Below are 26,786 nucleotides of genomic sequence, written 5' to 3'. Positions count from 1 at the left end.
CGCACTAAGATGGACGTTAAATGAACGTCTTAAATCTCGTCAGGCGTCCGAAGGTTGGTCACCGCGATACGCTCGCCGTGTTTACGCTCTCTTTCAGACTGCATATTGGCGCGATAAACGCCCTGATCGCCGACAACCCAAGACAGTGGGCGGCGTTCTTTACCAATGGATTCCTGCAGCAGCATCAGTGCTTGCATGTACGCTTCTGGGCGCGGTGGGCAGCCAGGGATATACACGTCGACCGGAAGGAACTTGTCCACGCCCTGCACAACGGAGTAGATGTCGTACATGCCGCCGGAGTTGGCGCAGGCGCCCATGGAGATCACCCATTTAGGCTCCAGCATCTGTTCGTACAGGCGCTGAATGACCGGGGCCATTTTGGTGAAGCAAGTACCGGCCACAACCATCAAGTCAGCCTGACGCGGTGAAGCACGCAATACTTCAGCACCAAAACGGGCCACGTCGTGAACGGCGGTAAACGACGTCACCATCTCCACATAACAGCACGAAAGGCCGAAGTTATATGGCCATATAGAGTTTTTACGCCCCCAGTTCACCATGTCATGCAATGCATGCTCGAGTTTACCCATGTAAACCGTGCGGTGAACCTGTTGGTCCAGAGGATCAGCGACGATCTCCTGTTTTTGCAGGGGGTAACGGTCGTTCTCACCGTTCGGGTCTATGCGGGTGAGCGTATAGTCCATCTTAATGCCTCGTTTTTAACCGACTACTGCGGATGACTGTTGGTGGCGTTCTTGATTGTGCCCGGTTTGCTCTGACGCTTGGAACGCGCCGGAGTCCAGTCCAATGCGCCAATGCGCACCAGGTAAACCAGACCAGCCAATAGCACCAAAATGAAAATGGCGGCTTCGATAAAGCCAACCCAACCGCTCTCACGAATGGAGACCGACCAGGCGTACAGGTATAAGGCTTCAACATCGAAAATAACGAAGAACATGGCGACCAGGTAGAACTTGGCGGACAGACGCATACGCGCCGTGCCGACGGAGTCGATGCCTGATTCAAATGGGGTGTGTTTGGCGCGCGCGCGGGCTCTCCCGCCCAAGAAGAACGCACCCAGCAGCATTAAGCCGCAAAGCCCGATAGCCACGACAAGAAATACGGCGAACGCCCAGTGATGAGCGATAACTTCAGTGGTTGTTGACATACTCTATGCTTACTCATCAAAAGTGGCGTCGATCGCTCTGCTCTTGTATCTGGCAGTTAGTGCACCACATCGATTTAAGGGAAGGATAAATTAACCACACAAACAAACTGCTTTTACAGCGAGTTAGGCAGCGTTTTACTGTGGGCTTTTTACTCCTTTCTATAACCTTTTGTCAACTTTGACAAAAGTATCTACACACTAGTTTACATACATATCATTTAATTAACATTTCATGCGCCTGGCTTAGGCTAAATCGTGTCAGTTAATTGCTGTGTAGAAACAGATAGATATAAACCAACATGCTCATTTCAGTTTTACTATACCATTGTCTCAGGAATCTCCTGTTCTTCCACTCACTACCTAGGGGTATTTTTTTGATCCAGGACACGTTTCCAGCATAAATCCTCAAAAAAAGTGTGGCCCTTTAATAAATTTTGTCAATTTCGGCGGTCAAACACGTCCGTGACAAACTACCAAAATAACCATATTGATTCCAGGCCTTTAGCTGGCGCAATTAATCGTTCAAAAAATCATCGAAAGCGTTTTATTTCGACTGATAAAGGTTCTCACCCATAAATAAAAACAGAAGAAATAACCTTTTCAGATAACAAATCATGTTAACTGCTTATAAATAGAACTCTCTGTGATTTTAGGCCAAAAAAAACCTCCACCGAGGTGGAGGTTTTTCATCCGGTTTAACGCGTTTTGGCGTTATTCCTCATCATCAACCAGACAAGCATCATCTTGCAGCGAAGCACCTGGCCCACTGAAGCTGTAGTTGCTCGTACCGTTCTGCATGGCGCTGAAAATTGCCATTGCCAGCTCGTTGGCGCACTTTGGATCCTTGCACAAGGCATATTGGGTATCCGGCAACGGTGGCAAACCTTCTACCGCGCCTAACACCCGCAAGTCCGGGCTCATCATTTCGATTGGCCGAACGGTGATCCCCAGCCCTGCCTTGCATGCAGCACGAACGGCAGAGAGTGTCGAGGCAACATAGGCGATTCGCCATGGGATCCCGGCGTCATCCAGGTGCTTGATCGCCATGGCGCGGAACGGACTCGGTTCGTCCATCACCACCAACGGGATAGGTTCCCCCGCCTGGAAATGGTAATCTGCCGAGCAATACCACAGGGTTGGCGAAGTCCGCAGCACAATATGCGGGCGGTCTTCGGTCGCCGTTGTGGTAATCGCCAGATCGACTTCACCGTTTTCCAGCATGTCGTTCATAAACGAGCTAGGTTTCACCCGAACATCAATTGCCAGCTTTGGATACACTGACGTGACGCGGTTGAGCAGGAAAGGCAAGATGGTATCGGCGGTATCGTCAGAAGCACCGATAGTCAGAACACCTTTTATATTGTTGTACATCAGTGAAGTACAGGCTTCGTCGTTGAAGCGCAGGATTTTCCTGGCGTAGCCGAGAAGCTGAATACCGTGTTCGGTCAGTAATTTATTGCGCCCATGACGGGCAAACAACTCTTTGCCAACCAGTTGCTCTAACCGCTGCATTTGTTGACTGACGGCTGATTGGGTACGACAAACGGCAACTGCCGCCGCCGCAAAAGTATTCAAATCAGCAACAGCAACAAAGGTTCTAAGCAGATCGAGGTCGAGATTAAGTATCGGACGATTTGCAGTTGTCATAGTGTTTTCTTCACTTTTTGAATTCTAATTTACAAACTACCCTGGTGTGTTTCTAAGACATCGTTTAAAAGGGACGATGCCAGACATGACAGTACCCCACTCATTAGTGGAGGGCAAAAAAATTACTTTTAATTCGTTACCTCTATCGCCTTTTAAAATGTGATCTATCGCAGATGCTTATAGAACACCGTACTTTATTCGTGGTTAAAGTGTTTAATTTTTACCAGCGTAAATATTTTACTCATTCACCGCGCCTGATTTCCACTCCAATTGTGCTGCACAACTTCCGCACCCAGACTGGCCTCGGCGTCCATCGATACGGTAAAACGTAAATTTTTTTTCCCGTATCTTTCGGTTCATTTTTTAACGAATTTAATAAATTCAACCAGTAACATTTATTCTTTAAATAATCCCGGAATAACTACTTAAATTCGGCTTAAGTTAAAAACTGTAATATTGCTAATGTAATTTGGCCTTAACATTGAGTTTGGATCGCCGATTGACAACTCGCCATCAGACAACTCTGGCATTATCATTTCTTTACATTTTATCTGTTTTAATCCTCGGTCCAGCTTAACAATCGTTGACACCTCAGCGCTGATACGCCGATGGCCTTGAGCAATTATACCTGTACGCACCCGCCATGACAGAGCAAAAAACCAGAAAAAAAACAAAAACCAGAGTTAAAACCCATCAAATTACTTTAGCGTTGTTTATACCCCCTGAAATTGCCCTCAGCCCCCTTCGTTTGCACCAAAGGCGTGCACAACCCTTCAAAAGCGCTAACGCCAGGAGTACATTGTGCAGGTTGCGGTGTTCCACGGTAGGAACGCCCCCATCCCAGCAAAAGGCTCAACTTTTTATGTCCCCCATTGAGAAATCCAACAAACTGGACAACGTCTGCTATGACATTCGCGGCCCGGTGCTCAAAGAAGCTAAACGTCTTGAAGAAGAAGGCAATAAAGTCCTGAAACTGAACATCGGCAACCCTGCCCCGTTTGGTTTCGACGCCCCTGACGAAATCCTGGTCGACGTGATCCGCAATCTGCCCACGGCGCAAGGCTATTCTGACTCCAAAGGGCTCTTCTCGGCACGTAAAGCGATCATGCAGCACTACCAGGCGCGTAACATACGTGACATGACCGTTGAGGATATCTACATCGGCAATGGGGTTTCCGAGCTCATCGTGCAATCGATGCAGGCGTTGCTGAACAGCGGCGACGAAATGCTGGTGCCGGCACCGGATTATCCGTTATGGACTGCTGCCGTCTCGCTGTCCGGTGGTAAAGCCGTGCATTATCTGTGTGATGAAGAAGCCGGCTGGTTCCCAGATCTGGATGATATCATCAGCAAGATCACCCCCCGCACCCGCGGTATCGTGATCATCAACCCGAATAACCCGACCGGCGCGGTATACAGCAAAGCACTGCTGGAGCAGATTGTTGAGATCGCCCGTCAACACAACCTGATTATCTTCTCCGATGAGATTTACGACAAAATCCTGTATGACGAAGCCGAGCACCACTCTATCGCCGCGCTGGCGCCGGATTTGCTGACAGTCACCTTCAACGGGCTGTCTAAAACCTATCGCGTGGCCGGTTTCCGTCAGGGTTGGATGGTACTGAACGGGCCGAAGAAACACGCCAAGGGCTACATCGAAGGGTTGGAAATGCTGGCGTCAATGCGCCTGTGCGCCAACGTTCCAATGCAGCATGCGATCCAAACGGCACTGGGTGGCTATCAGAGCATCAGCGAATTCATTCAGCCCGGCGGACGCCTGTATGAACAGCGCAACCGCACCTGGGAACTGTTGAACGAGATCCCCGGCGTTTCCTGCGTGAAGCCTCAGGGTGCGCTGTATATGTTCCCTCGCATCGACGCCAAGCGGTTTAATATTCGCGACGACCAGAAATTGGTCCTGGATCTGCTGCTGCAGGAAAAAGTGCTGCTGGTACAAGGCAGCGCCTTCAACTGGCCATACCCGGATCATGTACGAATCGTTACCTTGCCGCGTGTCGACGAGTTGGAAATGGCAGTGGGTAAACTGGGCCGCTTCCTCGAAGGCTACCGCCAGTAAAAATTAACGGCACTCTCGTAATAGCCGAAATGCTTCGCGTTGTATCAAGGCGGCAACTGAGCACATGTCCGGGAGCATAGAGAGCTATGTGACCGGAGTGGGCGAAGGCAGCCAACAAAGAGGCAACGTGAAGCATGAAGGATATTTGCATAAGCCGCCGTCACTGCTCACAATGGAATCCTCACTTGCCGTTGTAAAAGAGAGCACCATGAGCCAGAGCCACTTTTTTGCCCATCTGTCCCGCTTGAAACTGATTAATCGCTGGCCGCTGATGCGCAATGTCCGTACCGAGAATGTTTCCGAACACAGTCTGCAGGTGGCGTTTGTCGCCCATGCGTTGGCCGTGATTAAAAATAGAAAGTTCAATGGCAACCTGAGCGCCGATCGCGTCGCCCTGCTGGCGATGTATCATGATGCCAGCGAAGTGATCACGGGTGACATGCCGACGCCTATCAAGTATTACAATCCGCAGATCGCCCACGAATATAAGAAGATAGAAAAAATCGCTCAGCAGAAGTTGCTGGATATGATTCCTGCCGAATTACGCAACGATTTCCGCTCTATTCTTGACGAGCACTATTATACCGAAGACGAAAAATTGGTGGTCAAGCAGGCAGATGCGCTCTGTGCCTACCTGAAATGTCTGGAGGAATTGTCTGCCGGTAATAACGAATTCAAGCTGGCGAAAGCCCGATTGGAAAAGACCCTGCAGCAGCGCAGCAGCCCGGAGATGGATTATTTTATGAACGTGTTTATTCCCAGCTTCAGCCTATCCCTGGATGAAATCAGCCTGGACTCCTCTCTGTAATCTTCATGGCGCAGCACGCTGCGCCGTTAATTAAAAGGCATACAGCCACGGCACAATGATCACGCTGACCAACATCACCAGCAGTGTGAATGGCACGCCCATGCGGACAAAATCACCAAACTTATAGTTCCCTGGCCCCAGCACCAACGTATTTACCGGCGAAGAAACTGGCGTCATAAACGCAGCCGACGCGGCAATGGCGATAATCATGGCGAACGGATACGGCGAAACACCCATTTCGCGCGCAGCCGCGATGGCTATCGGCGCCATCAGTACCGCAGTCGCCGTGTTGGAGATAAACAGCCCGATAGTGGCGCACAGTGCAAACAGGCACAGCAGCATCACCCGCGGCCCCGCACCACCGGCAACGTCCATCAATCCGCGGACGATCAAATCCACCCCACCGGTTTTCTGGAGTGCCTGAGCAAAGGGCATCATGCCGACAATCAAGATAATGCTCGGCCAGTGGATCGACTTATAGGCACTTTCCATGTCGATGCAGCGGAACTTGCCCATCAGTAAACAGGCAATCAATGCGGCGATCGGGTTTGGGATCTCGTCAGTCAGCATCATTGCCACCATCAACGCCAAACAGAATAATGCGTGTGGAGCCTGGGTGATCGCCGGTGCGACCTCGTCGACCTCGGCCGGTAGATTGAGCACGATAAAATCGTGGGTTTTCGCCTGCAGTTGACGAATCGCTTTCCAGTCGCCGATCACCAACAAAATGTCGCCCAATGCCAAGGGCTCATCCACCAGTTTGCCAGACAGGGTTACACCATTGCGACGGATCCCGACCACGTTCAGATCGTAACGGCTTCGAAAGGCAGATTCGCGCAAACTTTTGCCCAATAGCGTTGAATCGGGGATTAACGACACTTCCGCCATACCCACGTTGCGCGATTGTTCGGAGAAATAATCGCCGCGTAGTACCATCGGCTCCAGTTGCTGCTCGCTGCAAAACTCGCGGAGATCCACCTGGCTGTCCGACATGTCGAGCAAAAGCACATCCCCTTCGCGCAGTTCAGTGCTGCCGGATGCGCTTACCATCACACGCCGGAAGCGCTTCCAGCGTTCAATCCCCACCACGTTTGCACCGTAACGGGCTCGCAGGTGCACTTCGTCGAGCGAACGCCCCACCAGCGGAGACCCGTTACGGATAGCCAGCCGGCGCGCCCTGCCCGTCAGCTTGTAGTCACGGATCAGATCGCGAAAAGTACGCCGGTGCCAGGTTTCCCGGGTTTTATCACCGTCGTCATTGCTCAGCCAGCGGCGGGCCACCAGCATGTAACCCACGCCCAGCACCAATACCGCCAAGCCGACGGGCGTCACGCCGAAAAAGCCAAAGCCGCTAATGCCTTCACGCACCAATTCGCTGTTCACCACCATGTTAGGCGGCGTCGCCACCAGCGTCATCATACCGCTAATCAGACCGGCAAAACTCAGCGGCATCATCAACCTGCCCGGGGCAATTTTCATCCGTGCCGCGACGCTCAGCACCACCGGAATAAAGATTGCCACCACGCCTGTCGAGCTCATGAACGCACCCAGGCCCGCCACGGTGACCATCAGCAACATCAACATCTTGGTTTCACTGCTACCGGCAACTTTCACCAACCAGTCGCCCACCTGATAAGCCACACCGGTGCGTACCAACCCCTCCCCGATCACAAACAGCGCAGCGATCAGAATCACGTTGGGGTCGCTAAACCCCACCGTCGCCTCAGACAAGGACAGTGTGCCGCTCAGCACAAAGGCGATGATGACCAACAACGCCACAACGTCCATACGCAGCTTATTGGTGGTAAACAGCACAATGGCAATCAACAGTAAACTCAGCACCCACAGTAATTCGCTGTTCAAAACGGCCTCATCCGGCAGAGATATCCAAGGGCTTAAAAAGTAGCATAAAAAAACCCCGCCGATGCGGGGTCTAATCAATTAGGGTGAAGATAGGGAACGTCGCGTTAGGCTACCTGACGAATCTCTGCACCCTGTTCCGTTTTGTCTACGGCAATCTGCTCAAGCGAAGTCAGCAACAGATCGACCTGGTCCCGCTTTGGCGCATCGGCAGGTGCATTGACTGCAATCACCTGGCAGCCCGCGGCCAAGCCAGAAAGAATACCGGCGGCGGCGTCTTCAACCACGACGCAATCCTGCGGCGCCAACCCGAGACGTTCGGCACCCAGCAGATACGCATCCGGCTGCGGTTTGCCATGTTTTACCTGTTCGGCAGTAATGAAAACGTCAGGTTCCGGCAAACCACCCGCGCGGCGGCGAGCGGTCGCCACCGGGATCGAGCCGGAGGTAACGATCGCCCACGGGATATCGAGTTGATCCAACCGCGCCAGCAACGCCGCGGCCCCTGGCAAGGCAGTCACACCATCGGTGTCCTGCGCTTCTACTTGTTCCAACAGCAGGAACTCTTGCTGAATGGCAGCCTCACTTTCACCCGGCATAAAGTGACGCAACGAGGTAATGGCCTGTTTACCGTGAATAAAATCCAGTACGTCCTGCGGATTAATGCCACGGCGTGTGGCCCAATTGATCCAGGCGCGCTCTACCGCCGGCAGCGAATCCACCAACGTCCCATCAAGATCGAACAGAAAACCCTTACACTCCACAGGAAACCTCTTTATTCAGGCATTAATAATTTGCGCTATCTCAACGGCGCTCAAATGATACTGACGTGGGCATGACAGCCAGATCGCCAGCATACGCTGGTACTTTTCCCACATTTTGGTTTGGGCGTTAAAGCCGTGGCTGCCGGAATCGAAATGAGTATAACGTCCTTCGGTATTAACAAGGAAACGCACGTAGCTCAAATGACGAGCCTCGGTGGCAGCGTCAAAACCGAGAAACGCCAGCCGACGTGCTTCAATCCCCTGCTTTTCCTTCAGGTTATCCCAGGAAACCTGCAATGCATGGTGCATTTCCATCACATTAATAATGGTGCGGCACACGTCTTCGCTCATCTCACCAAAATCGCGGTCCAGCTCGCGCATCTGCAGACCGAACCCCCGTTCAATGATGGTCTGCAGGCGACGGTAACGTTCGGCGTTATCCGGATCGAGCAGAGTCATCATCTTGTATTGGTTGGACAGGATTAGCCGTTGGGCGTGGGTCATTTCCATCGTAATTTCCTCGATAAATTGCTTATGACGGAAGCATCGCACAGCGCAATATCACAGGAAATCACAACTCGCCGGTTCTTTGATTTGAACGGGGGTTATTCGTCACCGCAGTAAAAAGGCCGCTGAAGAATGCGGCCCTTTTTGATGTTACAGGTCATCCAGGAAGGTTTTATCCAACTGCTTGAAGGCGCGCTTCAACAGGTCGGCCAGAGCCTGGTACGTTGGTGTGCCTTCTACCGGCGCCACAGCCTGGCCAGCCTCCGTTAACTTATTGCGTACCTCGTGGTACCACTGCAACAACGTTGGCGGCAATGGCGTGATCGAACGACGCCCCAACCACCACAAGCCTTGCATCGGCATGCTACAGGCGAACAACGCCGTGGCAATGGCCGGCCCCAACTGCCCCCCAAGGGCAATCTGCCAGGTCAGGGTAAACACCGCCAGCGGCGGCATGAAGCGGACGGCAAAACGGGTGGCACTCGCAACGCGATTCTCCGGAAAGACCGGAGCCAGACGTTTGTCTGACGGCCAGGTTTTCATGTAATGCTGCCCGCGCTGGAATACCTGAAACCAGCTTACGGAACCGGACGGTTTGCTCGTCATCGCGTACCTCAACGTCACAAAGAAAAATAAGGGCACGGCAAACACAATACTAAAAAATTTGAAGCTTTAAATTTATTTTGTGTTTGCCTCAGGCTATCGGTATCCTAAGCCGGCCTTTTGGCCGGTAGAAGATGACAAGAATTCTGTCAACTTTTAGCCCTATAAAAATCAAGATTACTTAAACCGCAGAGAAATCATCGGTTTTTTCATCGTCATGTGGTTTGTGCAATTCACATGATGTTAATCATAAATGTCAACGGCATTATGCGCTACGCTTGTTGTCTGATTGACGATTAATTCACCACGTGTTTTGGTATTTCCTTTAACAACACGAACTATTTAAGTAGGTACTTCCATGTCGAGTAAGCTAGTACTGGTCCTTAACTGCGGCAGTTCTTCCCTGAAATTCGCTATCATCGATTCTGTCAACGGTGAAGAACACCTCTCCGGCTTAGCCGAATGTTTCCACCTGCCTGAGGCTCGCCTCAAGTGGAAGATGGACGGCGCCAAACATGAAGCTGCTCTGGGTGCCGGCGCTGCGCACAGCGAAGCACTGAACTACATTGTTAATACTATTCTGGCACAAAAACCGGAGCTTTCAGCACAGCTGACCGCTATCGGCCACCGTATTGTGCACGGCGGCGAGAAGTTTACCGCTTCTGCTGTAATCAATGACGATGTCCTGCAGGGTATCAAAGATGCAGTACCTTTTGCACCACTGCATAACCCAGCACACCTGATCGGTATCGCTGAAGCCTTGAAATCCTTCCCTAAACTGGCTGATAAAAACGTGGCAGTGTTCGACACGGCATTCCACCAGACCATGCCGGAAGAATCCTACCTGTACGCCCTGCCGTACAGCCTGTACCGTGACCACAGCGTTCGTCGCTATGGCGCACACGGCACCAGCCACTTCTATGTCACTCAAGAAGCGGCAAAAGCGCTGAACAAGCCCGTTGAAGAAGTTAACCTGATCACTTGCCACCTGGGCAACGGCGGTTCTGTAACTGCAGTGCGCAACGGTAAATGTGTTGATACCTCCATGGGTCTGACCCCGCTGGAAGGCCTGGTCATGGGCACCCGTAGCGGTGACATCGATCCAGCTATCATCTTCCACCTGCATGACGCACTGGGCATGAGCGTTGATCAAATCAACAAAATGCTGACCAAAGAATCCGGCCTGCTGGGCCTGACCGAAGTCACCAGCGACTGCCGTTATGTCGAAGACAACTACGAAACCAAAGCCGACGCCAAGCGTGCAATGGACGTATTCTGCCACCGTCTGGCCAAGTACATCGGCGCATACAGCGCATTGATGGATGGCCGTCTGGACGCGGTGATCTTCACTGGCGGTATCGGTGAAAACGCCGGCATGGTGCGTGAGCTGACCCTGGACAAACTGGGCCTGCTGGGCTTCGAGATTGACCACGAGCGCAACATGGCTGCGCGTTTCGGTAAATCCGGTGCCATCACCAAAGACGGCAGCCGCCTGGCGCTGGTTATCCCGACCAACGAAGAATTGGTCATCGCGCAAGACGCATCCCGTCTGACCGCGTAATGCTTTCCGACACCGTCAGCCCAGGCTGGCGGTGCTGTTTTAGCCTTCATACTTGAAGCCGCAGCCACATTGACTGCACGCGTTTGCCGTCTGGCTGCAACTTCAACTATTTTGGCTATAGCCTCATGTCAAATCGTGAAGAGGACTATTCTGTGTCACGTACAATTATGTTGATCCCCACTGGCACCAGCGTCGGCCTGACCAGCGTCAGCCTGGGTGTCATCCGCTCCATGGAACAAAAAGGCGTTAGCCTGAGCGTGTTCAAACCTATCGCTCAGCCACGCACTGGCGGCGACTCGCTTGACCAGACCACCACCATCATCCGTAGCAGCAACTCCACGATTACAGCCGCTGAACCGCTGCGTATGAGCTACGTTGAAGGCCTGCTGAGCTCCAACCAGCAAGACGTGCTGATGGAAGAAATCGTGGCTCGCTACCACGAAAACACCAAAGATGCAGAAGTGGTGTTGATCGAGGGCCTGGTACCGACCCGTAAGCACCAGTTCGCCAATGCGCTGAACTATGAAATTGCCAAAACGCTGAATGCGGAAATCGTCTTCGTGCTGGCGCTGGGCAACGATTCCCCAGCACAGCTGAAAGAGCGCATTGAGCTGGCTCGCAGCAGCTTCGGCGGCAGCAAAAATAAAAACATCACCGGCGTGATCATCAATAAGCTTAACGCCCCTGTTGATGAGCAAGGCCGTACCCGCCCTGACCTGTCCGAGATCTTCGACGATTCCACCAAGGCCAGCATCACTCATGTTGAGCCGGCGCAACTGTTTGCCAACAGCCCGCTGCCAGTATTGGGCTGCGTGCCGTGGAGCTTCGATCTGATTGCGACCCGTGCTATCGATATGGCTCGTCACCTGAAGGCCACCGTGGTCAATGAAGGCGACATCATGACCCGCCGCGTGAAGTCTGTGACCTTCTGCGCGCGCAGTATCCCGCACATGCTGGAACACTTCCGTCCAGGCTCACTGCTGGTCACCTCAGCGGACCGCCCTGACGTATTGGTTTCCGCCTGTCTGGCAGCCATGAACGGCGTAGAAATCGGCGCCATTCTGCTGACCGGTGGCTATGCCATCGACGAACCGATCAGAAAACTGTGTGAACGTGCTTTCCAAACCGGCCTGCCGGTATTTATGGTCGACACCAACACCTGGCAGACCTCGCTGAGCCTGCAAAGCTTCAACCTCGAAGTGCCGGCAGATGACCATCAGCGCATCGAGAAAGTGCAGAACTACGTGGCCAGCCACATCAACGCCGAGTGGATCGAATCACTGACGGCAACCTCCGAACGTTCACGCCGCCTGTCTCCGCCAGCATTCCGTTACGAGCTGACCGAACTGGCGCGTAAAGCCGGCAAACGCATCGTGCTGCCTGAAGGCGACGAGCCTCGTACCGTGAAAGCAGCAGCCATCTGTGCCGAACGCGGTATCGCAGAATGCGTGCTTTTGGGTAACCCAGAAGAGATCCAGCGTGTCGCAGCCGCTCAAGGCGTTGAATTGGGCAAAGGTATCGAGATTGTTGATCCCGTCGCCGTTCGCGAACAATACGTGCCACGTCTGGTTGAACTGCGTAAAAGCAAAGGTATGACCGAAGTGGTTGCTCGTGAGCAACTGGAAGACAACGTCGTTCTCGGTACGCTGATGCTGGAGAAAGGCGAAGTCGACGGCCTGGTTTCTGGCGCGGTTCACACCACCGCCAACACCATCCGTCCACCGTTGCAGTTGATCAAAACCGCACCGGGCAGTTCACTGGTGTCTTCCGTGTTCTTCATGCTGCTGCCTGACCAGGTTCTGGTTTACGGCGACTGCGCGATCAACCCGGATCCAACGGCAGAGCAACTGTCTGAGATCGCTATTCAGTCAGCAGACTCCGCTGCCGCCTTCGGTATCGAACCACGCGTCGCCATGATCTCCTACTCTACCGGTAACTCCGGTGCGGGTAGCGACGTTGAGAAAGTGCGTGAAGCGACGCGTCTGGCACAGGAAAAACGTCCTGACCTGATCATCGATGGCCCACTGCAGTACGACGCAGCCATCATGGCCGACGTAGCCAAGTCCAAAGCCCCTAACTCACCGGTTGCAGGCCAGGCTACCGTGTTCATCTTCCCAGACCTGAACACCGGTAATACCACTTACAAGGCAGTACAACGTTCTGCGGATCTGGTGTCCATCGGGCCAATGCTGCAAGGCATGCGCAAACCGGTGAACGACCTGTCCCGTGGCGCGCTGGTAGACGACATCGTTTACACCGTCGCACTGACCGCCATCCAGTCTTCCCAGGCTGATGCGGCAGCAGCCAAAGCCTGATAATTCCTGAATTATCAGATAAAAAGCCGGTCAATTGACCGGCTTTTTCTTTTCCACACCGCTTACTGCAGTTTCCCCCCTCTTCATAAAGTCCCTCTCCTGTGCGCCAAAACATGCTTCTCATTGCGGCGTCCGGTTTTAATGCGTCGAGAACTCGCTCATCCAGCTATCCCAGACGGGGATCGGCTGGAGCTCATCCAACAGATAGTCGATAAATGAACGCACCTTCGGATTGCTATATCTGCTGGGAAAATAGAGGGCATAGAGAGCATGGGTGTCGTGAGTCAATTCGCCATCCAGTGCCAAAGGGACCAGGGCTCCCTGTTGTATAGAATCACTTAACAAATAGGTCGGGAGATAGGCAATTCCCTGATCTTCAATAGCTGACTTGAGTAGCACCAGGCTGCTGTTTGCTTGAATAGGCGTTCGTTTTTTTAACTGGTGCGTCACGCCCTGCTCATCGATACACCTTTCTCTCGGGGTTAAACCCGGATAAATAAGGCAATGATGCCGAGTTAACTCTTGAACGGATTTGGGTTTCCCATATTTTCTGAGGTAATTAGGACTGGCGCAATAGGCCCAGTTAATAGTCGCCAATTTACGCATGGCATAATTATCAGGAGGGGACGAAGACACCCGCAATGCAATATCAACATTGACTTCATTAAGATTAACAAAGTTATCATTAAGATCGATATGAAAATCAACATCAGGACAATTCTTGCGAAAATGATTAACCAGTGTCACTAAGTGTGTATAACCAAAGGCTATAGAACAGGTTATCCTTAATTCCCCTTGAGGGTGATTATAGTAACCTGCCGTTGTATTTATTGATTCATCAAAATCCAACAACAGTTGCGTTGCTCTATTGTATAAATACTGCCCGGGCTCGGTAAGGGTAAAACTCCGCGTTGTTCTTTTCAGTAACGTTGTCCCTAATTGATTTTCCAGCTGCGATAGGCTTTTGCTCACCGCAGACGGCGAGACATTCAGCTGAACTGCGGCTTCCGATAACCCACCACACTCGACGATCTTGACCAGGATCTCTAGTTGTTTTAACGAAGCCGGATTGCTCATTTTTTCCTTTCGTTCACGAGTGATTTCATTAAATGGTACGAATGGCGCATTACATTGATTGAAATAAAATGTAATTATTAACAACAGAAACATTATCCGTTTTTAATTTTAAATACAGCACCAAAGGGTGATCGCAATCACAAAATAAATAATCAATAAAAATAGCCAATAAAAAAGTGACTTCAGTCACACGTGAAAAAATGATGAAAAAGGAATCAATATGTGGAAACATTTAGAGCCTTACCGATCCTCACTTATTCTATTGCTCGCATTAACACTGGGGGGAGCATTAGGTATCTATGCACCTGAGATAGCGTTGAAATTACAGGCTATAGGCAAAATATTCCTGAATTTATTATTTATGATAATTGTCCCTTTGGTCAGCGTTAGCGTTATGTCATCAATTGCAGGTATGACGGACCTGAAGAAACTCGGCCGCATCATGGGAATTATCTTCGCCGTTTCCATTATGATGGCGCTGATACCGGCGGCAGGTATTGTGGGTTTGGCAACGCTGTTTGATCCGGCACAGGGCGTGGTGATTGAGCTGACGGAAAAGTTCAACGCCGGGGGCGGTGAGATGGATTTTGTCAGCATGGTTACCGCCAATGACTTTGTTGGGTTATTGTCCAAATCCAACATTCTGGCGTTGATTATCATGTCGGTTATCGCCGGGATCGCCATTGGGCAATCCGGTGAGCAAGGCAAACGGATTTCCAACTCGTTAAACGATCTGAATGCAGTAATCATGAAGATTGTGTCCATCATCATGAAAGCGGCCCCCGTCGGTTTAGGCTGTTATTTTGCTTCAACCATGGCAAGCCAGGACTCACAACTACTGATCACCTTTGCCCGCGCTATTGGCCTGTTTTTCCTGGCAACACTGCTGTATTTCGTGTTCGGTTCCATTTTTTACTCCTGGATTGGCGGCGGCGTCCCTGCGGTACGCGCATTCTGGAAAAATGCCATCGAGCCTTCAGCAACGGCATTGGGAACCTGCTCTTCTCTAGGAACGTTGCCCGTCAGTATTCGCGCCGGTAAAGCCATGGGTATCGATCCGGAAATCGTCGATATTGCCTTGCCCCTGTTGGTAAACCTGAATAAAGGCGGTGTGGCGATGATTGCCGCATTGAAAATCGTCTTCATCTTTGCCGTGTTGGGGTTGGACTTCACGATGGAGACCTTCTTACTGACCATGCTTATCTCTGTACTTTCGGCGATTATTGTTGGCGGCGTACCTGGCGGAGCATTCCTTGGCGAAATTTTCATTGTGACGACACTGGGGCTCCCGTTGGAAACCATTCCGATGTTGGTGGTTCTCGGTACCATTACCGATGCCCCCGCCACCTTAATCAACGTCATCCATGATTTAAATGCCGCGCAGATTGTTGAACGTTTTTCTGGCAAGAAATCGGCAGTTACCGCGCATCAGACAAATGTTCCCCTAATAAAAGAAGAAAGCGCTTTATAGAACCCCCTTCGTTACCCATTGGATTAATAATCGATAATAAGCAGGTAAATTATGACGTCTAAAAAAATAGAAACTGCCTTGGTCACTGCGGGTCGCAAACCGAAATTTACCCAGGGTTCGGTAAACTCGGTAATACAGCGCGCATCCTCATTAATTTTCAGCTCAGTTAAAGCGAAAAAACAGGCCACGGCAAACCGTGCCAAAGGTGAGTTATTCTATGGTCGCCGAGGTACCCTGACACATTTTTCATTCCAGGACGCCATGACGGAGTTAGAGGGTGGCGCAGGATGCTCTCTTTACCCCTGCGGGGCTGCCGCAGTGACCAATGCCATTTTGGCCTTTGTCGCCAATGGCGATCATATTCTGATGACTGGGGCAGCTTATGAGCCCACACAGGATTTCTGTAATAAGGTATTAGCACGCTTGGGTGTGGCGACGACATATTATGATCCACTGATAAGCGCTGGCATTGTCGACCTTATTCAGCCAAATACCAAAGTGGTATTTCTTGAGTCACCGAGCTCCATCACCATGGAGGTTCAAGATGTCCCCGGCATGGTAAAGGCTATCCGCGCGGTTAATCCTGATATTGTAATCATGATTGATAATACCTGGGCTGCAGGCATCTTATTTAAAGCGCTGGATTTCGGCGTGGATATTTCTATTCAGGCCGGGACCAAATATATCATTGGTCATTCCGATGCCATGTTAGGCACTGCGGTATCAAATGCACGCTGTTGGGATCAACTGCGCGAGAATTCTTATCTCATGGGGCAAATGGCCGATGCCGATACAGCCTATGTTGGCAGCCGGGGATTGAGAACGTTGGGCGTACGATTAAAGCAACACGAGGTAAGCAGTATCGCCGTCGCAAAATGGCTGGCTAATCGCCCCGAGGTGGCGCAAGTCAATCATCCGGCACTCCCTTCCTGTAAAGGGCACGAATACTATCAGCGGGATTTCACCGGCAGCTGCGGATTGTTTTCTTTTGTGCTTAAACAGCGGTTAACCGATGAACAGGTTGCCCATTATCTGGATAATTTTGAGCACTTCAGCATGGCGTATTCGTGGGGCGGGTTTGAATCACTGATCTTGGCCAACCAGCCTGAGGAACTCAACGAAATTCGCCCTGCCGGCAAAGTAGATTTCACCGGGACACTCGTGCGTGTGCACATTGGCCTTGAAAATATCGAAGATTTAATTGCCGATCTGGAAGCGGGTTTTGCACGGCTGGCATAAACAAGGTTAAACAAAAGCCGGTCGACTGACCGGCTTATTCATTGCAAAAGCCCATCAGGCATTTTCGTCGCTATCGCGTAGCGGCTTGCCATAGGCCTGCTCATTGTTGCGTGTCAGCCACAGCGACAGTGCTTTGAGTGAGTCGGGCGTGAATTCGTCACAGCGTGCGGTGATTTCTTCCGGCGTCAGCCAGCTCACCTCGGCCACTTCTTCTTCTTGCAAAGCAAACGGGCCATGGGAAACACAGCTAAACAGTGCACCCCACACCCTGCACTGCTCTTCTTCGAAGTAGAACAGCCCATGTTCGGCAAAAGGCACGCCAGCAATACCCAGCTCTTCTTCTGCCTCGCGGCGCGCGGAATCCAGCACATTCTCCCCGCTTTGCACTACGCCACCCGCAGTGGCATCCAGCCAGCCCGGATAGAAGTCTTTGATGTCGGTGCGACGTTGCACCAGAATTTTTCCCATTCCATCATGCACCACAATATAGGTAGCACGATGACGTAGCCGTTGAGCACGCATCTGTTGGCGACTGGATTGAGCAATCACTTCGTTTTGCTCGTCGACGATATCAACCCACTCGGTATCTGCAGCCTGACCCTGTTCCGCCATCCTCTAAAACCTTCTATTTTGGCGCGATGCATCCCGCGCACTGGTTAATCAATGAGTGTTTTTCAAAGATTTTTATTGTGTGTGTATAAATTAGTGCGTTAATGCCACCTCTGCAACAGCCTTGCCGCTGTCCAACGTGACCACACTTAAAATGCCGTCCTCCAGTATGCCATAGCTGGCGGGAAAGCCCCCTTTCGGAATGCTGACCGACCCTGGATTAAAGCAGTAAATATCCCCCTGCCGTTCCGCCTGCGGCAAATGGCTGTGTCCATAGACCAGCACATCTCCGGCAGATAACGGCGGCAGTGCGGAAGGATGATAAAGGTGACCGTGGGTTAAAAACAATCGTCTTTTTTGCAATAGCACCTGCTGCCAAGACGCTGTGATAGGAAATGACAGTAACATCTGATCAACTTCGCTATCACAGTTGCCGCGAACGGCGATGATCTTGTCGCTATAGCGATTCAAATGTTCAGCAACCTGCGCCGGCTGATATCCCGCGGGTAACGCGTTTCGTGGCCCATGATTCAGCAAATCACCCAGCAGAATCAGCCAGTCAGCACCGCTTTGTTCAAAACGATCCAGCACGCTTTCGGTGGCGGGGAGCGAACCGTGAATATCCGAGGCAAATATCAGCTTCATAACCTTGTCCTTAATAAGGAAATAAGCGCTATTTTAGCGCGCCGCCAGTGCACGGCAAACCGCAGATTTACCTGCGGAGAATTGTGAGGCATCTTGTGGAGATAGCATCAGACGAATCTCACATAGCCTGCTATTCTTAGCTGCTATTGTAGGTAATCCTATAGAAAGATCTTTGATATACCTTTGTGCGCGGCGAAGACCGCAACACCGTGTAATGATTTACAGATCACCTTACCGCAGGAGGCAACATGATTGACCTGTATTACGCGCCTACTCCAAATGGTCACAAGATTACCCTGTTTCTGGAGGAGGTTGGCTTACCCTACCGTATCCACCGCGTAAACATCAGCGCCGGCGATCAGTTCAAGCCGGAATTTCTGAGCATTTCCCCCAACAACAAAATCCCTGCTATCGTCGACCAGCAGCCGGTTGATGGCGGAGCCCCTATCAGCCTGTTCGAGTCCGGTGAGATTCTGCTGTATCTGGCTGAGAAAACCGGCAAGCTATTAAGCAAAGGGCTACGTGAACGCGCCGCTACGCTGCAGTGGTTGTTCTGGCAGGTCGCCGGATTTGGGCCGATGCTTGGACAGAATCACCATTTCAACCATTACGCCCCACAACCCGTCCCTTACGCCATTGAACGTTACCATCTGGAAACCAAGCGCCTGTATGCCGTTCTGGAAGCCGAGCTGCAAAAGCACCCGTACCTGGGCGGTGACAACTACAGCATCGCCGATATTGCGACTTACCCTTGGGTCGTGTCACACCCCCGTCAACGTATCGATCTGGCGGATTACCCGGCAGTGCGTAACTGGTTCGAGCGTATCAGTAACCGCCCAGCAACCGAGCGGGCTTACAAACTGGCTGAGCAGGGCTAAATGTCCAACTCCCCGGCCTCCGGGGAGTTTCCCCCGGCTCGTTATCTTTTCCTTACTTTCCGTGTATTCTGGGCGCAAATAATCAGACCTGTGGAGATTCTCTGATGTCATTCAGTCAACCCGACGCCATTATTCGTATAAAAAACCTGCGGTTGCGTACTTTCATCGGTATCAAGGAAGAAGAAATCAACAACCGTCAGGACATCCTGATTAACGTCGTGATCCATTACCCGGCGGATAAAGCGCGCGACAGCGAAAACATTGACGATGCTCTTAACTACCGAACCATCACTAAAGCCATCATCCGTCATGTGGAAGATAACCGCTTTGCTCTGCTGGAAAAATTAACTCAGGATGTGCTCGATATCGTGAAACAACACGCCTGGGTAACCTATGCTGAAGTAGAAATAGATAAATTATTGGCTCTGCGCTACGCCGACTCGGTTTCGATGACCATGAGCTATCGCCGGGCCTGAAACTACAGCTTCAGGGAGAATCGACCATGCGGATCCTGATCACCGGCGCCACAGGATTGATAGGGAGCAGCCTGACGCAGCGGCTGCTGGGCCTTTCTCACCAAATTACGGTGTTAAGCCGCAACGTGCAGCACGCGCGTGAACGGTTTGGCGAACAGGTAGATTATTGGTCAACGCTGCAAGATAAGTCCTCGCTGGAGGGCTTTGATGCCGTGATTAACCTGGCCGGTGAGCCGATCGCCGACAAGCGCTGGAGCAAGGCGCAGAAAGAACGCCTGTGTCACAGCCGTTGGGATCTGACCGAGCAGTTGGCAAAGCTGATTAACGCCAGCAGCACGCCGCCCAGCGTGCTAATTTCCGGCTCAGCAACCGGCTACTATGGCGATCAAGACCAGGCCGTCGTTACCGAAGACGAAGTTCCGCACGACGAATTCACCCATATGCTGTGTCAACGCTGGGAGTCATTGGCGCTCCAAGCGCAAAGCAATGCCACCCGCGTCTGTCTGCTGCGCACCGGCGTCGTCTTGGCAGCCAAAGGCGGCGCACTGGCGAAAATGCTGCCCCCCTTCCGTATCGGGCTCGGTGGGCCAATGGGTACGGGTCGCCAATATCTGCCGTGGATCCATCTGGATGACATGATTAACGGCATTATTTATTTACTGGATCACCAGACCCTGCAAGGGCCGTTCAATATGGTCGCCCCTTATCCCGTTCACAACGAGCAGTTTACCGCGCAACTCGCTAACGTCCTCGATCGGCCGGCATTTTTACGCGTGCCGGCATTCGCCCTGCGTTTATTGATGGGAGAAGCCGCGGTATTGGTGCTGGGCGGGCAACGGGCAGTGCCGAAACGTCTGGAAGAGGCCGGTTTCAGCTTCCGTTTTTTGGAATTGGAACAAGCCTTGGATGATGTTATCAATCAGCGGCAAGACGATCGCTGAAGATCGGAACGGGGCCAGAAAGATCCGGCCCCGCCAAACGGCTATTTCAATGCGCCGGAAAGAAACTGCTGCAACCGGGTACTCTTCGGATTACCAAACAGCTCGGCCGGCGGACCTTGTTCTTCAATCAGCCCCTTATGCAGGAAAATCACGTGGTTGGACACATGGCGTGCAAACTCCATTTCATGTGTCACTACCACCATGGTTTTACCCTCTTCAGCCAGCTTCTGCATGATTCGCAGCACTTCGCCAACCAATTCAGGATCCAGGGCTGACGTCGGTTCATCAAACAGCAAGACTTCTGGTTCCATCGCCAATGCCCGGGCGATCGACACGCGTTGCTGTTGACCGCCGGACAAGTGCACAGGATATTTGCCGCGGGCACGCTCGTCGATGCCCACTTTATCCAGATAGCGGACAGCGCGCTCACGCGCCTCCGTCTTGCTCAGCCCCAACACTTGCACCGGTGCTTCCATCACGTTCTCCAACACCGTCATGTGGCTCCACAGGTTGAAGTGCTGGAACACCATCGTCAGGCGGGTACGCAGCAGTTGCAGCTGTTTCTTATCAAACACCTTCAACTGGCCATCTTTGTCACGCACCATACGAATGTCTTCGTTGTTCAGGCTGATAGAACCTTCGCTCGGTTTCTCCAGGAAGTTAATGCAGCGCAAAAAGGTACTTTTACCGGAGCCGGAAGATCCGATGATGCTAATCACATCCCCGGCGTTGGCCGCCAAAGATACGCCTTTCAACACTTCATGGTCACCGTAGCGCTTGTGCAGTTCAGTGACGGCTAATTTATTTTCAGACATAGTTTCTTCCCGTCATTTATCAGTGGCTAACATGCGCCATCCAGCGCTTCTCCGCTTTGCGGAACAGGCTGATTAACACGTAAGAGATAATCAGATACAGCACCGCCGCGATCCCGAAGGCATAGAACGGCTGATAGGTCGCCGCATTAATGTCGCGTGCGATTTTCAGCAGGTCCGGTACGGTGGCGGTAAACGCCAGCGCGGTGGAGTGCAACATCAAGATCACTTCGTTGCTGTAGGCCGGCAACGCGGTCCGTAACGCCGAAGGCAAAATAATGCAGCGATACATCTTAAAGCGGGAAAAACCGTAGGCGTTGGCCGCCTCGATCTCACCGTGCGGCACCGAACGGATAGCCCCGGCGAAGATCTCGGTGGTGTACGCGCAGGTGTTGAGAGTCAGCGCCAAAATGGTGCAGTTCAACCCACTGCGGAAGAACGCATTGAGGAACTCGCTGCCACGCACAATCTCCAGGCTGTACATACCGGAATAGAACACCAGTAACTGCACATACAGCGGTGTACCACGGAATACGTAGGTATAAAGCCATACCGGGAAGCGGACCCATTTGATGGAGGAGACACGCGCCACCGCCATCGGAATGGCCAGCAGACCGCCCATCACCACCGACGCAATGAGCAGCCACAGCGTGACCGCCACACCGGTGAAACGATAGCCGTCGCTCCAGAGCAGCGATTGCCAGTATTGGTGCAAAATATCGATCATAGCTCGGCCCTCTTCACGCCCAGTGAGTAACGCCGTTCAAGCCACAGCAACACCCCGTTGGAAACCGTGGTGAAAACCAGATAAACCACGCCAGCCACAATCGCGAAGAAGAACGGTTGGTAGGTACCTTTACCGGCCAACTGAGTGGCTTTCACCACATCATTAAGACCAAGAATAGACACCAGTGCCGTTGCCTTCAGGATCACCTGCCAGTTGTTGCCGATGCCCGGCAGGGCGAAGCGCATCATCGCAGGGAACAGAATGCGACGGAAAATCTGCGAACCGGAAAAACCATAGGCGGTTGCTGCTTCGATCTGCCCTTTCGGGACGGCCATATAGGCACCACGGAAAGTTTCAGTGAAGTAGGCACCGTAGATAAACCCGAGGGTAATGATCCCCGCGCTGAGCGGATCGATATCAATTTGTGAGAAGCCAAGCAGTTCGGTGAGGTTGTTGAGCGCAATTTGAAGGCCGTAGAAAATCAGCAGCATCAGCACCAGATCGGGTACACCGCGGATCAGCGTAGTGTAAGCACCGAAAATCATCGATATCAGTGGGTTATGTGAAAGTTTACCGCCAGCGCCGATCAGACCAATCACCACCGCCAGCACTACGGAACTGAGGGCCAGCTCCAGCGTCACCAAAGCGCCCTCAAATATCAATTGGGAATAGCCTTGCAGCATTTACTTCACCCTGTCGTCATTGGATCCCGAACCATCGGGGCCGGTGGACCGGCCCCGAAGTCACAACATGGAACGGTGCGCGGAATTACCCGCCGTAGACGTCAAAGTTGAAGTATTTCTTCGCAAACTTGTCGTAAGTACCGTCTTTGCGCATGTCGGCAAAGGCTTTATCTAATGCGGCCTTCAGTTCGGTATCTGTCTTACGCAAGCCCATACCGGTGCCGACACCAAAGAATTTGTCATCCTTCACCGACTCACCGGCAAACGCGTAGTTTTTGCCTGGAGGCTGCTTCAGGAAGCCATCGCTGCCTGCCACTTCGTCCTGGAAAGCGGCATCAATACGGCCAGATGCCAGGTCGGCGTAAACCAGATCCTGGTTCTGATAAGGCACAACGGTAATGCCCTTAGGCTGCCACATAGCGTTGGCATAGGCTTCCTGAGTGGTACCTTGCAGCACGCCGATACTTTTGCCTTTCAGCGCATCCACGGTAGGCAGCAGCTTCGAGCCTTTCGGCGCGATCAGACGGGCGTTAGCGGCATACAGCTTGTCGGTGAAGGCAATTTCCTGCTGGCGTTTTTCGGTGATCGACAGAGAAGAGATAATGGCGTCAATTTTCTTCGCCTTCAGGGAAGGGATCAGCGCGTCAAAATCGCTTTCCACAAAGGTACATTGGGTATTTATGCGTTTGCACAGCTCTTTGGCCAAATCGATATCAAAACCGACCAGCTCACCTTTGGCATTTTTAGACTCAAAGGGGGCATAGGTCGGATCGGTACCTATCTTCAGCGTCGATGGTACGGCGGCAAATGCGCTGCTTACCGCGCTCAAAGCCAAGACTAAAGGAAGAACCTTAACCAGCTTTTTCATAAATTACCCTCAAATTGATTTTTTGATGCCACTGCGGGCATTACTTTTCCACCAAATCAATTTGCAGTAATCGTGCCACATTTGTTGCTGTAGGCGGAGGGAACGGCTCCGGCCTTCACAAAACTGTTTCCTGGGACGATAACTGCAAAATTAAATCGGCCAGTCTTGGCCGCGCCACGGGCAGTGGATAAATACCAAAGCCTTGAAACAGTGAACGTGATGAAGTGGGATCATTATGGTGCATGCGCCGCCCTAAATCAGTGCGGTGTTGCACAAATGTACCAAATTGGGGAGAAATTTGTTAATTAGAGCCTTGCCAGCGGACAAATAAATCCTTCGGTAATTCAATGTCAAATTGGTCAACCACCCGGTTTACGGTTTGATCGATAATGTCTTCGACACTCTCAGGGCGGTGATAAAACGCCGGCACTGGCGGCATAATGACTGCCCCCATTTCCGCAGCCTGGGTCATCAGCCGCAGGTGGCCAATATGCAATGGCGTTTCACGCACGCACAACACTAACCGGCGGCGCTCTTTCAGCACCACATCCGCAGCACGTGTCAGTAAACCGTCGCTATAGCTATTGGCGATACCCGATAACGTTTTGATCGAACAAGGTAAAATCACCATACCTGCCGTTTTGAACGAACCGGACGAAATGCTGGCGCCAATATCGCGAGAATCATGCACTACATCGGCCAGCGCCTGCACTTCACGCAGGCTGAGCGGTGTTTCCAGCGACAGCGTTTGCCGCGCGGCGTTGCTCATCACCAAATGGGTTTCCACCTCTGCAACGTCGCGTAATACCTGCAGCAAGCGCACGCCATAGATTGCGCCACTGGCGCCGGAAATACCGATGATGAGTCGTTTCATAAAACTGGCCTCTGCCACGAAAAAGATAAGATCAGGCAGACTTTGCCGCAATGGCGAGGGATAAGCAAGTCAGGGAGGGATAATGCACTGCGACAGACGCCGCAGTGCACCTTGGTAGCACAACGCAGGCGTTTAACCTTCGTTATGCATTTCCAGATTTTCTGCTTCGGTTTGACCACGTATTTCTTTTGCGTCGTCGTTACGCAGCGATTCCAGATACTCGAGATAGCTTTGATCGACGTCTTTGGTGACGTAAATACCGTTAAATACCGAGCATTCGAACTGAACGATATCCGGGTTCTCTTCACGCACGGCTTCGATCAGATCGTCCAGGTCTTGGAAAATCAGGCCATCAGCACCGATGATCTGGCGGATTTCATCCACTTCACGCCCATGTGCAATCAGCTCATTGGCACTCGGCATATCGATGCCATAGACGTTAGGGAAACGAACCTCCGGTGCCGCGGAAGCCAGATAAACCCGCTTGGCGCCAGCGTCGCGCGCCATCTCGACGATCTGCTCTGAGGTCGTGCCGCGCACAATGGAGTCATCCACCAGCAGCACATTCTTGTCGCGGAATTCAGCACGGTTGGCGTTCAGCTTACGACGTACCGACTTACGGCGTGCCTGTTGGCCCGGCATGATGAAGGTACGGCCGACATAGCGATTCTTCACGAAACCTTGACGGTACGGCTTATCCAGGATGCGTGCGATCTCCAGTGCGATATCGCAGGAGGTTTCCGGGATCGGAATCACGACATCAATATCCAGATCTTCCCACTCGCGAGCAATCTTCTCCCCCAGCTTCTGCCCCATACGCACACGGGCGCTGTAGACCGAAATCTTGTCCATAAAGGAGTCAGGACGAGCGAAATAAACGTACTCGAACAGGCATGGGTTGGTTTTCGGATTCTCTGCACACTGGCGCGTGAACAATTGGCCCTTATTGGTGATATACACCGCTTCGCCCGGCGCCACGTCGCGCAAGAACTCAAAGCCCAGCGTATCCAGCGCCACGCTTTCGGAAGCCACCATATATTCATTACGGCCATCTTCCAGCGTGCGTTTGCCGATGACTAACGGGCGGATGCCGTGCGGGTCACGGAATGCCAACAGGCCATGGCCGATGATCATCGCGACACAAGCGTAAGCACCACGCAGCTGCTGATGCATGGCGGCAACGGCAGTGAAGACGTTGTCGGACTCCAGCGGATAGTGTTGGAAGCGGTCCAGCTCACTGGCCAACACGTTCAGCAGAATCTCAGAGTCGGATGTGGTGTTGATATGGCGGCGACCGCTTTCGAACAACGTCTGGCGCAGTTCATGGGCATTGGTCAGATTGCCGTTATGTGCCAGCGTAATGCCGAACGGTGAGTTTACATAGAAAGGTTGAGCCTCTGAAGCACTGGAGCTGCCAGCCGTCGGGTAACGCACATGGCCAATACCCATGTTGCCCTGCAAACGCTGCATATGGCGTGCCTCAAACACATCCTTCACCAGACCGTTTGCTTTACGCAGGCGGAACCCGTTATGGGCATCAATGGTGACGATGCCTGCGGCATCCTGGCCACGGTGCTGAAGCACCGTCAGCGCATCATAAATCGACTGGTTTACCGGCATAAAACCGGCGATACCGACAATACCGCACATGTTGTCTTTTCCTCATCAGCGCTACCGCCCTGGTAAATGGGTCGGTAAGAAACTCGACGTGCTCTGCAGGTAGTCAAAGAACCACCTGATGATGTAACTGAACTGGGGAATAAGCTGCGACTGTTTCCAATCGGCACTTTGTGAAAAACCAGTAAAGGTATCCAGGAAAAACAGTATCGCCGAAACGATCAACACGCCGCGCAGTGCGCCGAAACAGACGCCCAGCACCCGGTCGGTGCCTGATAACCCGGTTTTCTCTACCAGTGAGCTAATCACATAGTTAACAATAGCTCCTACGATCAGGGTCGCAATAAACAAGATTGCAATCGCGATACCGTTTCGCACCAGTTCATCTTCAAAACGAGTGAAGTAGACCGCAAGGTAAGAGTAGAAATGGCTGGCAACAAAAAACGCACATCCCCATGTCACAAGTGACAATGCTTCGCGAACAAACCCTCGGATCAGGCTCACCAGAGCCGAAAATCCAATCACCGCTATAATGACGTAATCAATCCAGACCATGAAC

26 protein-coding genes are annotated in these 26,786 nt (G+C 52.1%); 9 read left to right on the top strand and 17 right to left on the bottom strand.

The features are described 5' to 3' along the window. Positions 1-29: 29 nt before the first annotated feature. From AC2FC2_RS15655 to lrhA, 3 genes are all read right to left on the bottom strand, one after another. Positions 30-704 (bottom strand): NuoB/complex I 20 kDa subunit family protein, encoded by a 675-nt coding sequence (locus AC2FC2_RS15655; protein ID WP_004947278.1) that lies wholly within the window; start codon positions 702-704, stop codon positions 30-32. A gap of 23 nt (positions 705-727) precedes the next feature. Continuing rightward, a complete protein-coding gene (locus AC2FC2_RS15650) occupies positions 728-1,168 on the bottom strand; it encodes an NADH-quinone oxidoreductase subunit A (protein WP_209638921.1) in 441 nt (146 codons plus the stop codon). 711 nt (positions 1,169-1,879) lie between these two features. Continuing rightward, complete coding sequence (lrhA, locus tag AC2FC2_RS15645; RefSeq protein WP_209638919.1) at positions 1,880-2,815, bottom strand: transcriptional regulator LrhA; 936 nt, start codon at positions 2,813-2,815, stop codon at positions 1,880-1,882. An 862-nt stretch (positions 2,816-3,677) separates the two neighbouring features. Between lrhA and AC2FC2_RS15640 the strand changes: the two genes are divergently transcribed. Together AC2FC2_RS15640 and yfbR are read left to right on the top strand one after the other, a co-directional pair. Continuing rightward, a complete protein-coding gene (locus AC2FC2_RS15640) occupies positions 3,678-4,892 on the top strand; it encodes a pyridoxal phosphate-dependent aminotransferase (protein WP_209638917.1) in 1,215 nt (404 codons plus the stop codon). Between the two features lie 208 nt (positions 4,893-5,100). Continuing rightward, positions 5,101-5,700, top strand: coding sequence for a 5'-deoxynucleotidase (gene yfbR, locus AC2FC2_RS15635; protein WP_037421003.1), 600 nt, complete (start codon positions 5,101-5,103; stop codon positions 5,698-5,700). A gap of 30 nt (positions 5,701-5,730) precedes the next feature. Here the strand turns inward: yfbR and AC2FC2_RS15630 are convergent, their stop codons facing one another. From AC2FC2_RS15630 to yfbV, 4 genes are all read right to left on the bottom strand, one after another. Continuing rightward, positions 5,731-7,563: an SLC13 family permease gene (locus AC2FC2_RS15630; protein WP_404759220.1), complete on the bottom strand. Its 1,833-nt coding sequence runs from the start codon at positions 7,561-7,563 to the stop codon at positions 5,731-5,733. A 104-nt stretch (positions 7,564-7,667) separates the two neighbouring features. Continuing rightward, the gene (locus AC2FC2_RS15625) at positions 7,668-8,324 is read right to left on the bottom strand and encodes a sugar phosphatase (protein ID WP_265555668.1); all 657 of its coding nucleotides are present in this window, start codon (positions 8,322-8,324) and stop codon (positions 7,668-7,670) included. Between the two features lie 15 nt (positions 8,325-8,339). Further along, positions 8,340-8,834: a YfbU family protein gene (locus AC2FC2_RS15620; RefSeq protein ID WP_037421009.1), complete on the bottom strand. Its 495-nt coding sequence runs from the start codon at positions 8,832-8,834 to the stop codon at positions 8,340-8,342. A gap of 147 nt (positions 8,835-8,981) precedes the next feature. Next, a complete protein-coding gene (gene yfbV / locus AC2FC2_RS15615; RefSeq protein WP_209638913.1) occupies positions 8,982-9,437 on the bottom strand; it encodes a terminus macrodomain insulation protein YfbV in 456 nt (151 codons plus the stop codon). A 355-nt stretch (positions 9,438-9,792) separates the two neighbouring features. Between yfbV and ackA the strand changes: the two genes are divergently transcribed. Both ackA and pta read left to right on the top strand, forming a co-directional pair. Beyond that, positions 9,793-10,995, top strand: a complete 1,203-nt coding sequence (ackA, locus tag AC2FC2_RS15610; RefSeq protein WP_209638911.1) for an acetate kinase — start codon at positions 9,793-9,795, stop codon at positions 10,993-10,995. 152 nt (positions 10,996-11,147) lie between these two features. Continuing rightward, on the top strand, positions 11,148-13,310 hold the full coding sequence (gene pta / locus AC2FC2_RS15605; RefSeq protein WP_209638908.1) for a phosphate acetyltransferase: 2,163 nt from the start codon (positions 11,148-11,150) through the stop codon (positions 13,308-13,310). 138 nt (positions 13,311-13,448) lie between these two features. Here the strand turns inward: pta and AC2FC2_RS15600 are convergent, their stop codons facing one another. Continuing rightward, positions 13,449-14,387, bottom strand: a complete 939-nt coding sequence (locus tag AC2FC2_RS15600) for a LysR family transcriptional regulator (protein WP_265555661.1) — start codon at positions 14,385-14,387, stop codon at positions 13,449-13,451. 220 nt (positions 14,388-14,607) lie between these two features. Here AC2FC2_RS15600 and AC2FC2_RS15595 point away from each other — a divergent pair, with 220 nt between their 5' ends. Both AC2FC2_RS15595 and metC read left to right on the top strand, forming a co-directional pair. Then, positions 14,608-15,858 (top strand): dicarboxylate/amino acid:cation symporter, encoded by a 1,251-nt coding sequence (locus AC2FC2_RS15595; RefSeq protein ID WP_404759217.1) that lies wholly within the window; start codon positions 14,608-14,610, stop codon positions 15,856-15,858. Between the two features lie 51 nt (positions 15,859-15,909). Next, complete coding sequence (gene metC / locus AC2FC2_RS15590) at positions 15,910-17,097, top strand: cystathionine beta-lyase (RefSeq protein WP_416221885.1); 1,188 nt, start codon at positions 15,910-15,912, stop codon at positions 17,095-17,097. A gap of 54 nt (positions 17,098-17,151) precedes the next feature. On the opposite strand, the gene yfcD is transcribed toward metC, so the two are convergent. Further along, the gene (gene yfcD / locus AC2FC2_RS15585; RefSeq protein ID WP_209638902.1) at positions 17,152-17,709 is read right to left on the bottom strand and encodes an NUDIX hydrolase YfcD; all 558 of its coding nucleotides are present in this window, start codon (positions 17,707-17,709) and stop codon (positions 17,152-17,154) included. Between the two features lie 90 nt (positions 17,710-17,799). Beyond that, positions 17,800-18,351: a phosphodiesterase gene (gene yfcE / locus AC2FC2_RS15580; protein WP_209638900.1), complete on the bottom strand. Its 552-nt coding sequence runs from the start codon at positions 18,349-18,351 to the stop codon at positions 17,800-17,802. 248 nt (positions 18,352-18,599) lie between these two features. On the opposite strand from yfcE, the gene yfcG reads away from it, so the two are divergent. The 3 genes from yfcG (at position 18,600) to AC2FC2_RS15565 (ending at position 20,646) form a co-directional block, all read left to right on the top strand. After that, entirely contained in the window at positions 18,600-19,229 is a 630-nt protein-coding gene (gene yfcG / locus AC2FC2_RS15575; RefSeq protein ID WP_209638898.1) for a GSH-dependent disulfide bond oxidoreductase, read from the top strand. Positions 19,230-19,333: 104 nt separating this feature from the next. Then, positions 19,334-19,705 (top strand): dihydroneopterin triphosphate 2'-epimerase, encoded by a 372-nt coding sequence (gene folX, locus AC2FC2_RS15570; protein WP_012146035.1) that lies wholly within the window; start codon positions 19,334-19,336, stop codon positions 19,703-19,705. A gap of 26 nt (positions 19,706-19,731) precedes the next feature. Beyond that, positions 19,732-20,646 carry a TIGR01777 family oxidoreductase gene (locus AC2FC2_RS15565; protein WP_209638896.1) on the top strand — a complete coding sequence of 305 codons (915 nt, stop codon included), beginning with the start codon at positions 19,732-19,734 and terminating at the stop codon, positions 20,644-20,646. Between the two features lie 41 nt (positions 20,647-20,687). On the opposite strand, the gene hisP is transcribed toward AC2FC2_RS15565, so the two are convergent. From hisP to cvpA, 7 genes are all read right to left on the bottom strand, one after another. Further along, positions 20,688-21,461, bottom strand: coding sequence for a histidine ABC transporter ATP-binding protein HisP (gene hisP, locus AC2FC2_RS15560; RefSeq protein ID WP_209638894.1), 774 nt, complete (start codon positions 21,459-21,461; stop codon positions 20,688-20,690). A 19-nt stretch (positions 21,462-21,480) separates the two neighbouring features. Next, positions 21,481-22,185, bottom strand: a complete 705-nt coding sequence (locus AC2FC2_RS15555) for an ABC transporter permease (protein WP_209638892.1) — start codon at positions 22,183-22,185, stop codon at positions 21,481-21,483. Further along, positions 22,182-22,868, bottom strand: a complete 687-nt coding sequence (locus AC2FC2_RS15550; protein ID WP_209638890.1) for a histidine ABC transporter permease HisQ — start codon at positions 22,866-22,868, stop codon at positions 22,182-22,184. Before AC2FC2_RS15550 ends, AC2FC2_RS15555 begins: the two co-directional genes overlap by 4 nt. Before the next feature lie 85 nt (positions 22,869-22,953). After that, on the bottom strand, positions 22,954-23,736 hold the full coding sequence (gene hisJ / locus AC2FC2_RS15545; RefSeq protein ID WP_209638887.1) for a histidine ABC transporter substrate-binding protein HisJ: 783 nt from the start codon (positions 23,734-23,736) through the stop codon (positions 22,954-22,956). 301 nt (positions 23,737-24,037) lie between these two features. Continuing rightward, positions 24,038-24,610, bottom strand: coding sequence for a UbiX family flavin prenyltransferase (locus tag AC2FC2_RS15540; protein ID WP_490659493.1), 573 nt, complete (start codon positions 24,608-24,610; stop codon positions 24,038-24,040). A gap of 132 nt (positions 24,611-24,742) precedes the next feature. Then, on the bottom strand, positions 24,743-26,260 hold the full coding sequence (purF, locus tag AC2FC2_RS15535; protein ID WP_265555653.1) for an amidophosphoribosyltransferase: 1,518 nt from the start codon (positions 26,258-26,260) through the stop codon (positions 24,743-24,745). A gap of 21 nt (positions 26,261-26,281) precedes the next feature. Beyond that, a complete protein-coding gene (cvpA, locus tag AC2FC2_RS15530; protein ID WP_020827869.1) occupies positions 26,282-26,782 on the bottom strand; it encodes a colicin V production protein in 501 nt (166 codons plus the stop codon). Positions 26,783-26,786 lie beyond the last annotated feature (4 nt).

This window comes from Serratia sp. CoH_122_TC_1 (assembly GCF_058191755.1).
Note: the sequence above shows the minus strand (reverse complement) of the source record. Positions and strands in the feature narration are given on the sequence as shown.

What these genes read in the sequence shown, in the direction of transcription:
- AC2FC2_RS15540 (WP_490659493.1), bottom strand. Translation starts at nt 24,610, where the DNA reads ATGAAACGACTCATCATCGGTATTTCCGGCGCCAGTGGCGCAATCTAT.
- cvpA (WP_020827869.1), bottom strand. Translation starts at nt 26,782, where the DNA reads ATGGTCTGGATTGATTACGTCATTATAGCGGTGATTGGATTTTCGGCT.
- ackA (WP_209638911.1), top strand. Translation starts at nt 9,793, where the DNA reads ATGTCGAGTAAGCTAGTACTGGTCCTTAACTGCGGCAGTTCTTCCCTG.
- AC2FC2_RS15555 (WP_209638892.1), bottom strand. Translation starts at nt 22,185, where the DNA reads ATGATCGATATTTTGCACCAATACTGGCAATCGCTGCTCTGGAGCGAC.
- AC2FC2_RS15620 (WP_037421009.1), bottom strand. Translation starts at nt 8,834, where the DNA reads ATGGAAATGACCCACGCCCAACGGCTAATCCTGTCCAACCAATACAAG.
- yfcG (WP_209638898.1), top strand. Translation starts at nt 18,600, where the DNA reads ATGATTGACCTGTATTACGCGCCTACTCCAAATGGTCACAAGATTACC.
- yfbV (WP_209638913.1), bottom strand. Translation starts at nt 9,437, where the DNA reads ATGACGAGCAAACCGTCCGGTTCCGTAAGCTGGTTTCAGGTATTCCAG.
- AC2FC2_RS15595 (WP_404759217.1), top strand. Translation starts at nt 14,608, where the DNA reads ATGTGGAAACATTTAGAGCCTTACCGATCCTCACTTATTCTATTGCTC.
- AC2FC2_RS15550 (WP_209638890.1), bottom strand. Translation starts at nt 22,868, where the DNA reads ATGCTGCAAGGCTATTCCCAATTGATATTTGAGGGCGCTTTGGTGACG.
- hisP (WP_209638894.1), bottom strand. Translation starts at nt 21,461, where the DNA reads ATGTCTGAAAATAAATTAGCCGTCACTGAACTGCACAAGCGCTACGGT.
- AC2FC2_RS15650 (WP_209638921.1), bottom strand. Translation starts at nt 1,168, where the DNA reads ATGTCAACAACCACTGAAGTTATCGCTCATCACTGGGCGTTCGCCGTA.
- folX (WP_012146035.1), top strand. Translation starts at nt 19,334, where the DNA reads ATGTCATTCAGTCAACCCGACGCCATTATTCGTATAAAAAACCTGCGG.
- yfcD (WP_209638902.1), bottom strand. Translation starts at nt 17,709, where the DNA reads ATGGCGGAACAGGGTCAGGCTGCAGATACCGAGTGGGTTGATATCGTC.
- yfcE (WP_209638900.1), bottom strand. Translation starts at nt 18,351, where the DNA reads ATGAAGCTGATATTTGCCTCGGATATTCACGGTTCGCTCCCCGCCACC.
- hisJ (WP_209638887.1), bottom strand. Translation starts at nt 23,736, where the DNA reads ATGAAAAAGCTGGTTAAGGTTCTTCCTTTAGTCTTGGCTTTGAGCGCG.
- AC2FC2_RS15565 (WP_209638896.1), top strand. Translation starts at nt 19,732, where the DNA reads ATGCGGATCCTGATCACCGGCGCCACAGGATTGATAGGGAGCAGCCTG.
- AC2FC2_RS15640 (WP_209638917.1), top strand. Translation starts at nt 3,678, where the DNA reads ATGTCCCCCATTGAGAAATCCAACAAACTGGACAACGTCTGCTATGAC.
- AC2FC2_RS15655 (WP_004947278.1), bottom strand. Translation starts at nt 704, where the DNA reads ATGGACTATACGCTCACCCGCATAGACCCGAACGGTGAGAACGACCGT.
- lrhA (WP_209638919.1), bottom strand. Translation starts at nt 2,815, where the DNA reads ATGACAACTGCAAATCGTCCGATACTTAATCTCGACCTCGATCTGCTT.
- purF (WP_265555653.1), bottom strand. Translation starts at nt 26,260, where the DNA reads ATGTGCGGTATTGTCGGTATCGCCGGTTTTATGCCGGTAAACCAGTCG.
- AC2FC2_RS15600 (WP_265555661.1), bottom strand. Translation starts at nt 14,387, where the DNA reads ATGAGCAATCCGGCTTCGTTAAAACAACTAGAGATCCTGGTCAAGATC.
- yfbR (WP_037421003.1), top strand. Translation starts at nt 5,101, where the DNA reads ATGAGCCAGAGCCACTTTTTTGCCCATCTGTCCCGCTTGAAACTGATT.
- metC (WP_416221885.1), top strand. Translation starts at nt 15,910, where the DNA reads ATGACGTCTAAAAAAATAGAAACTGCCTTGGTCACTGCGGGTCGCAAA.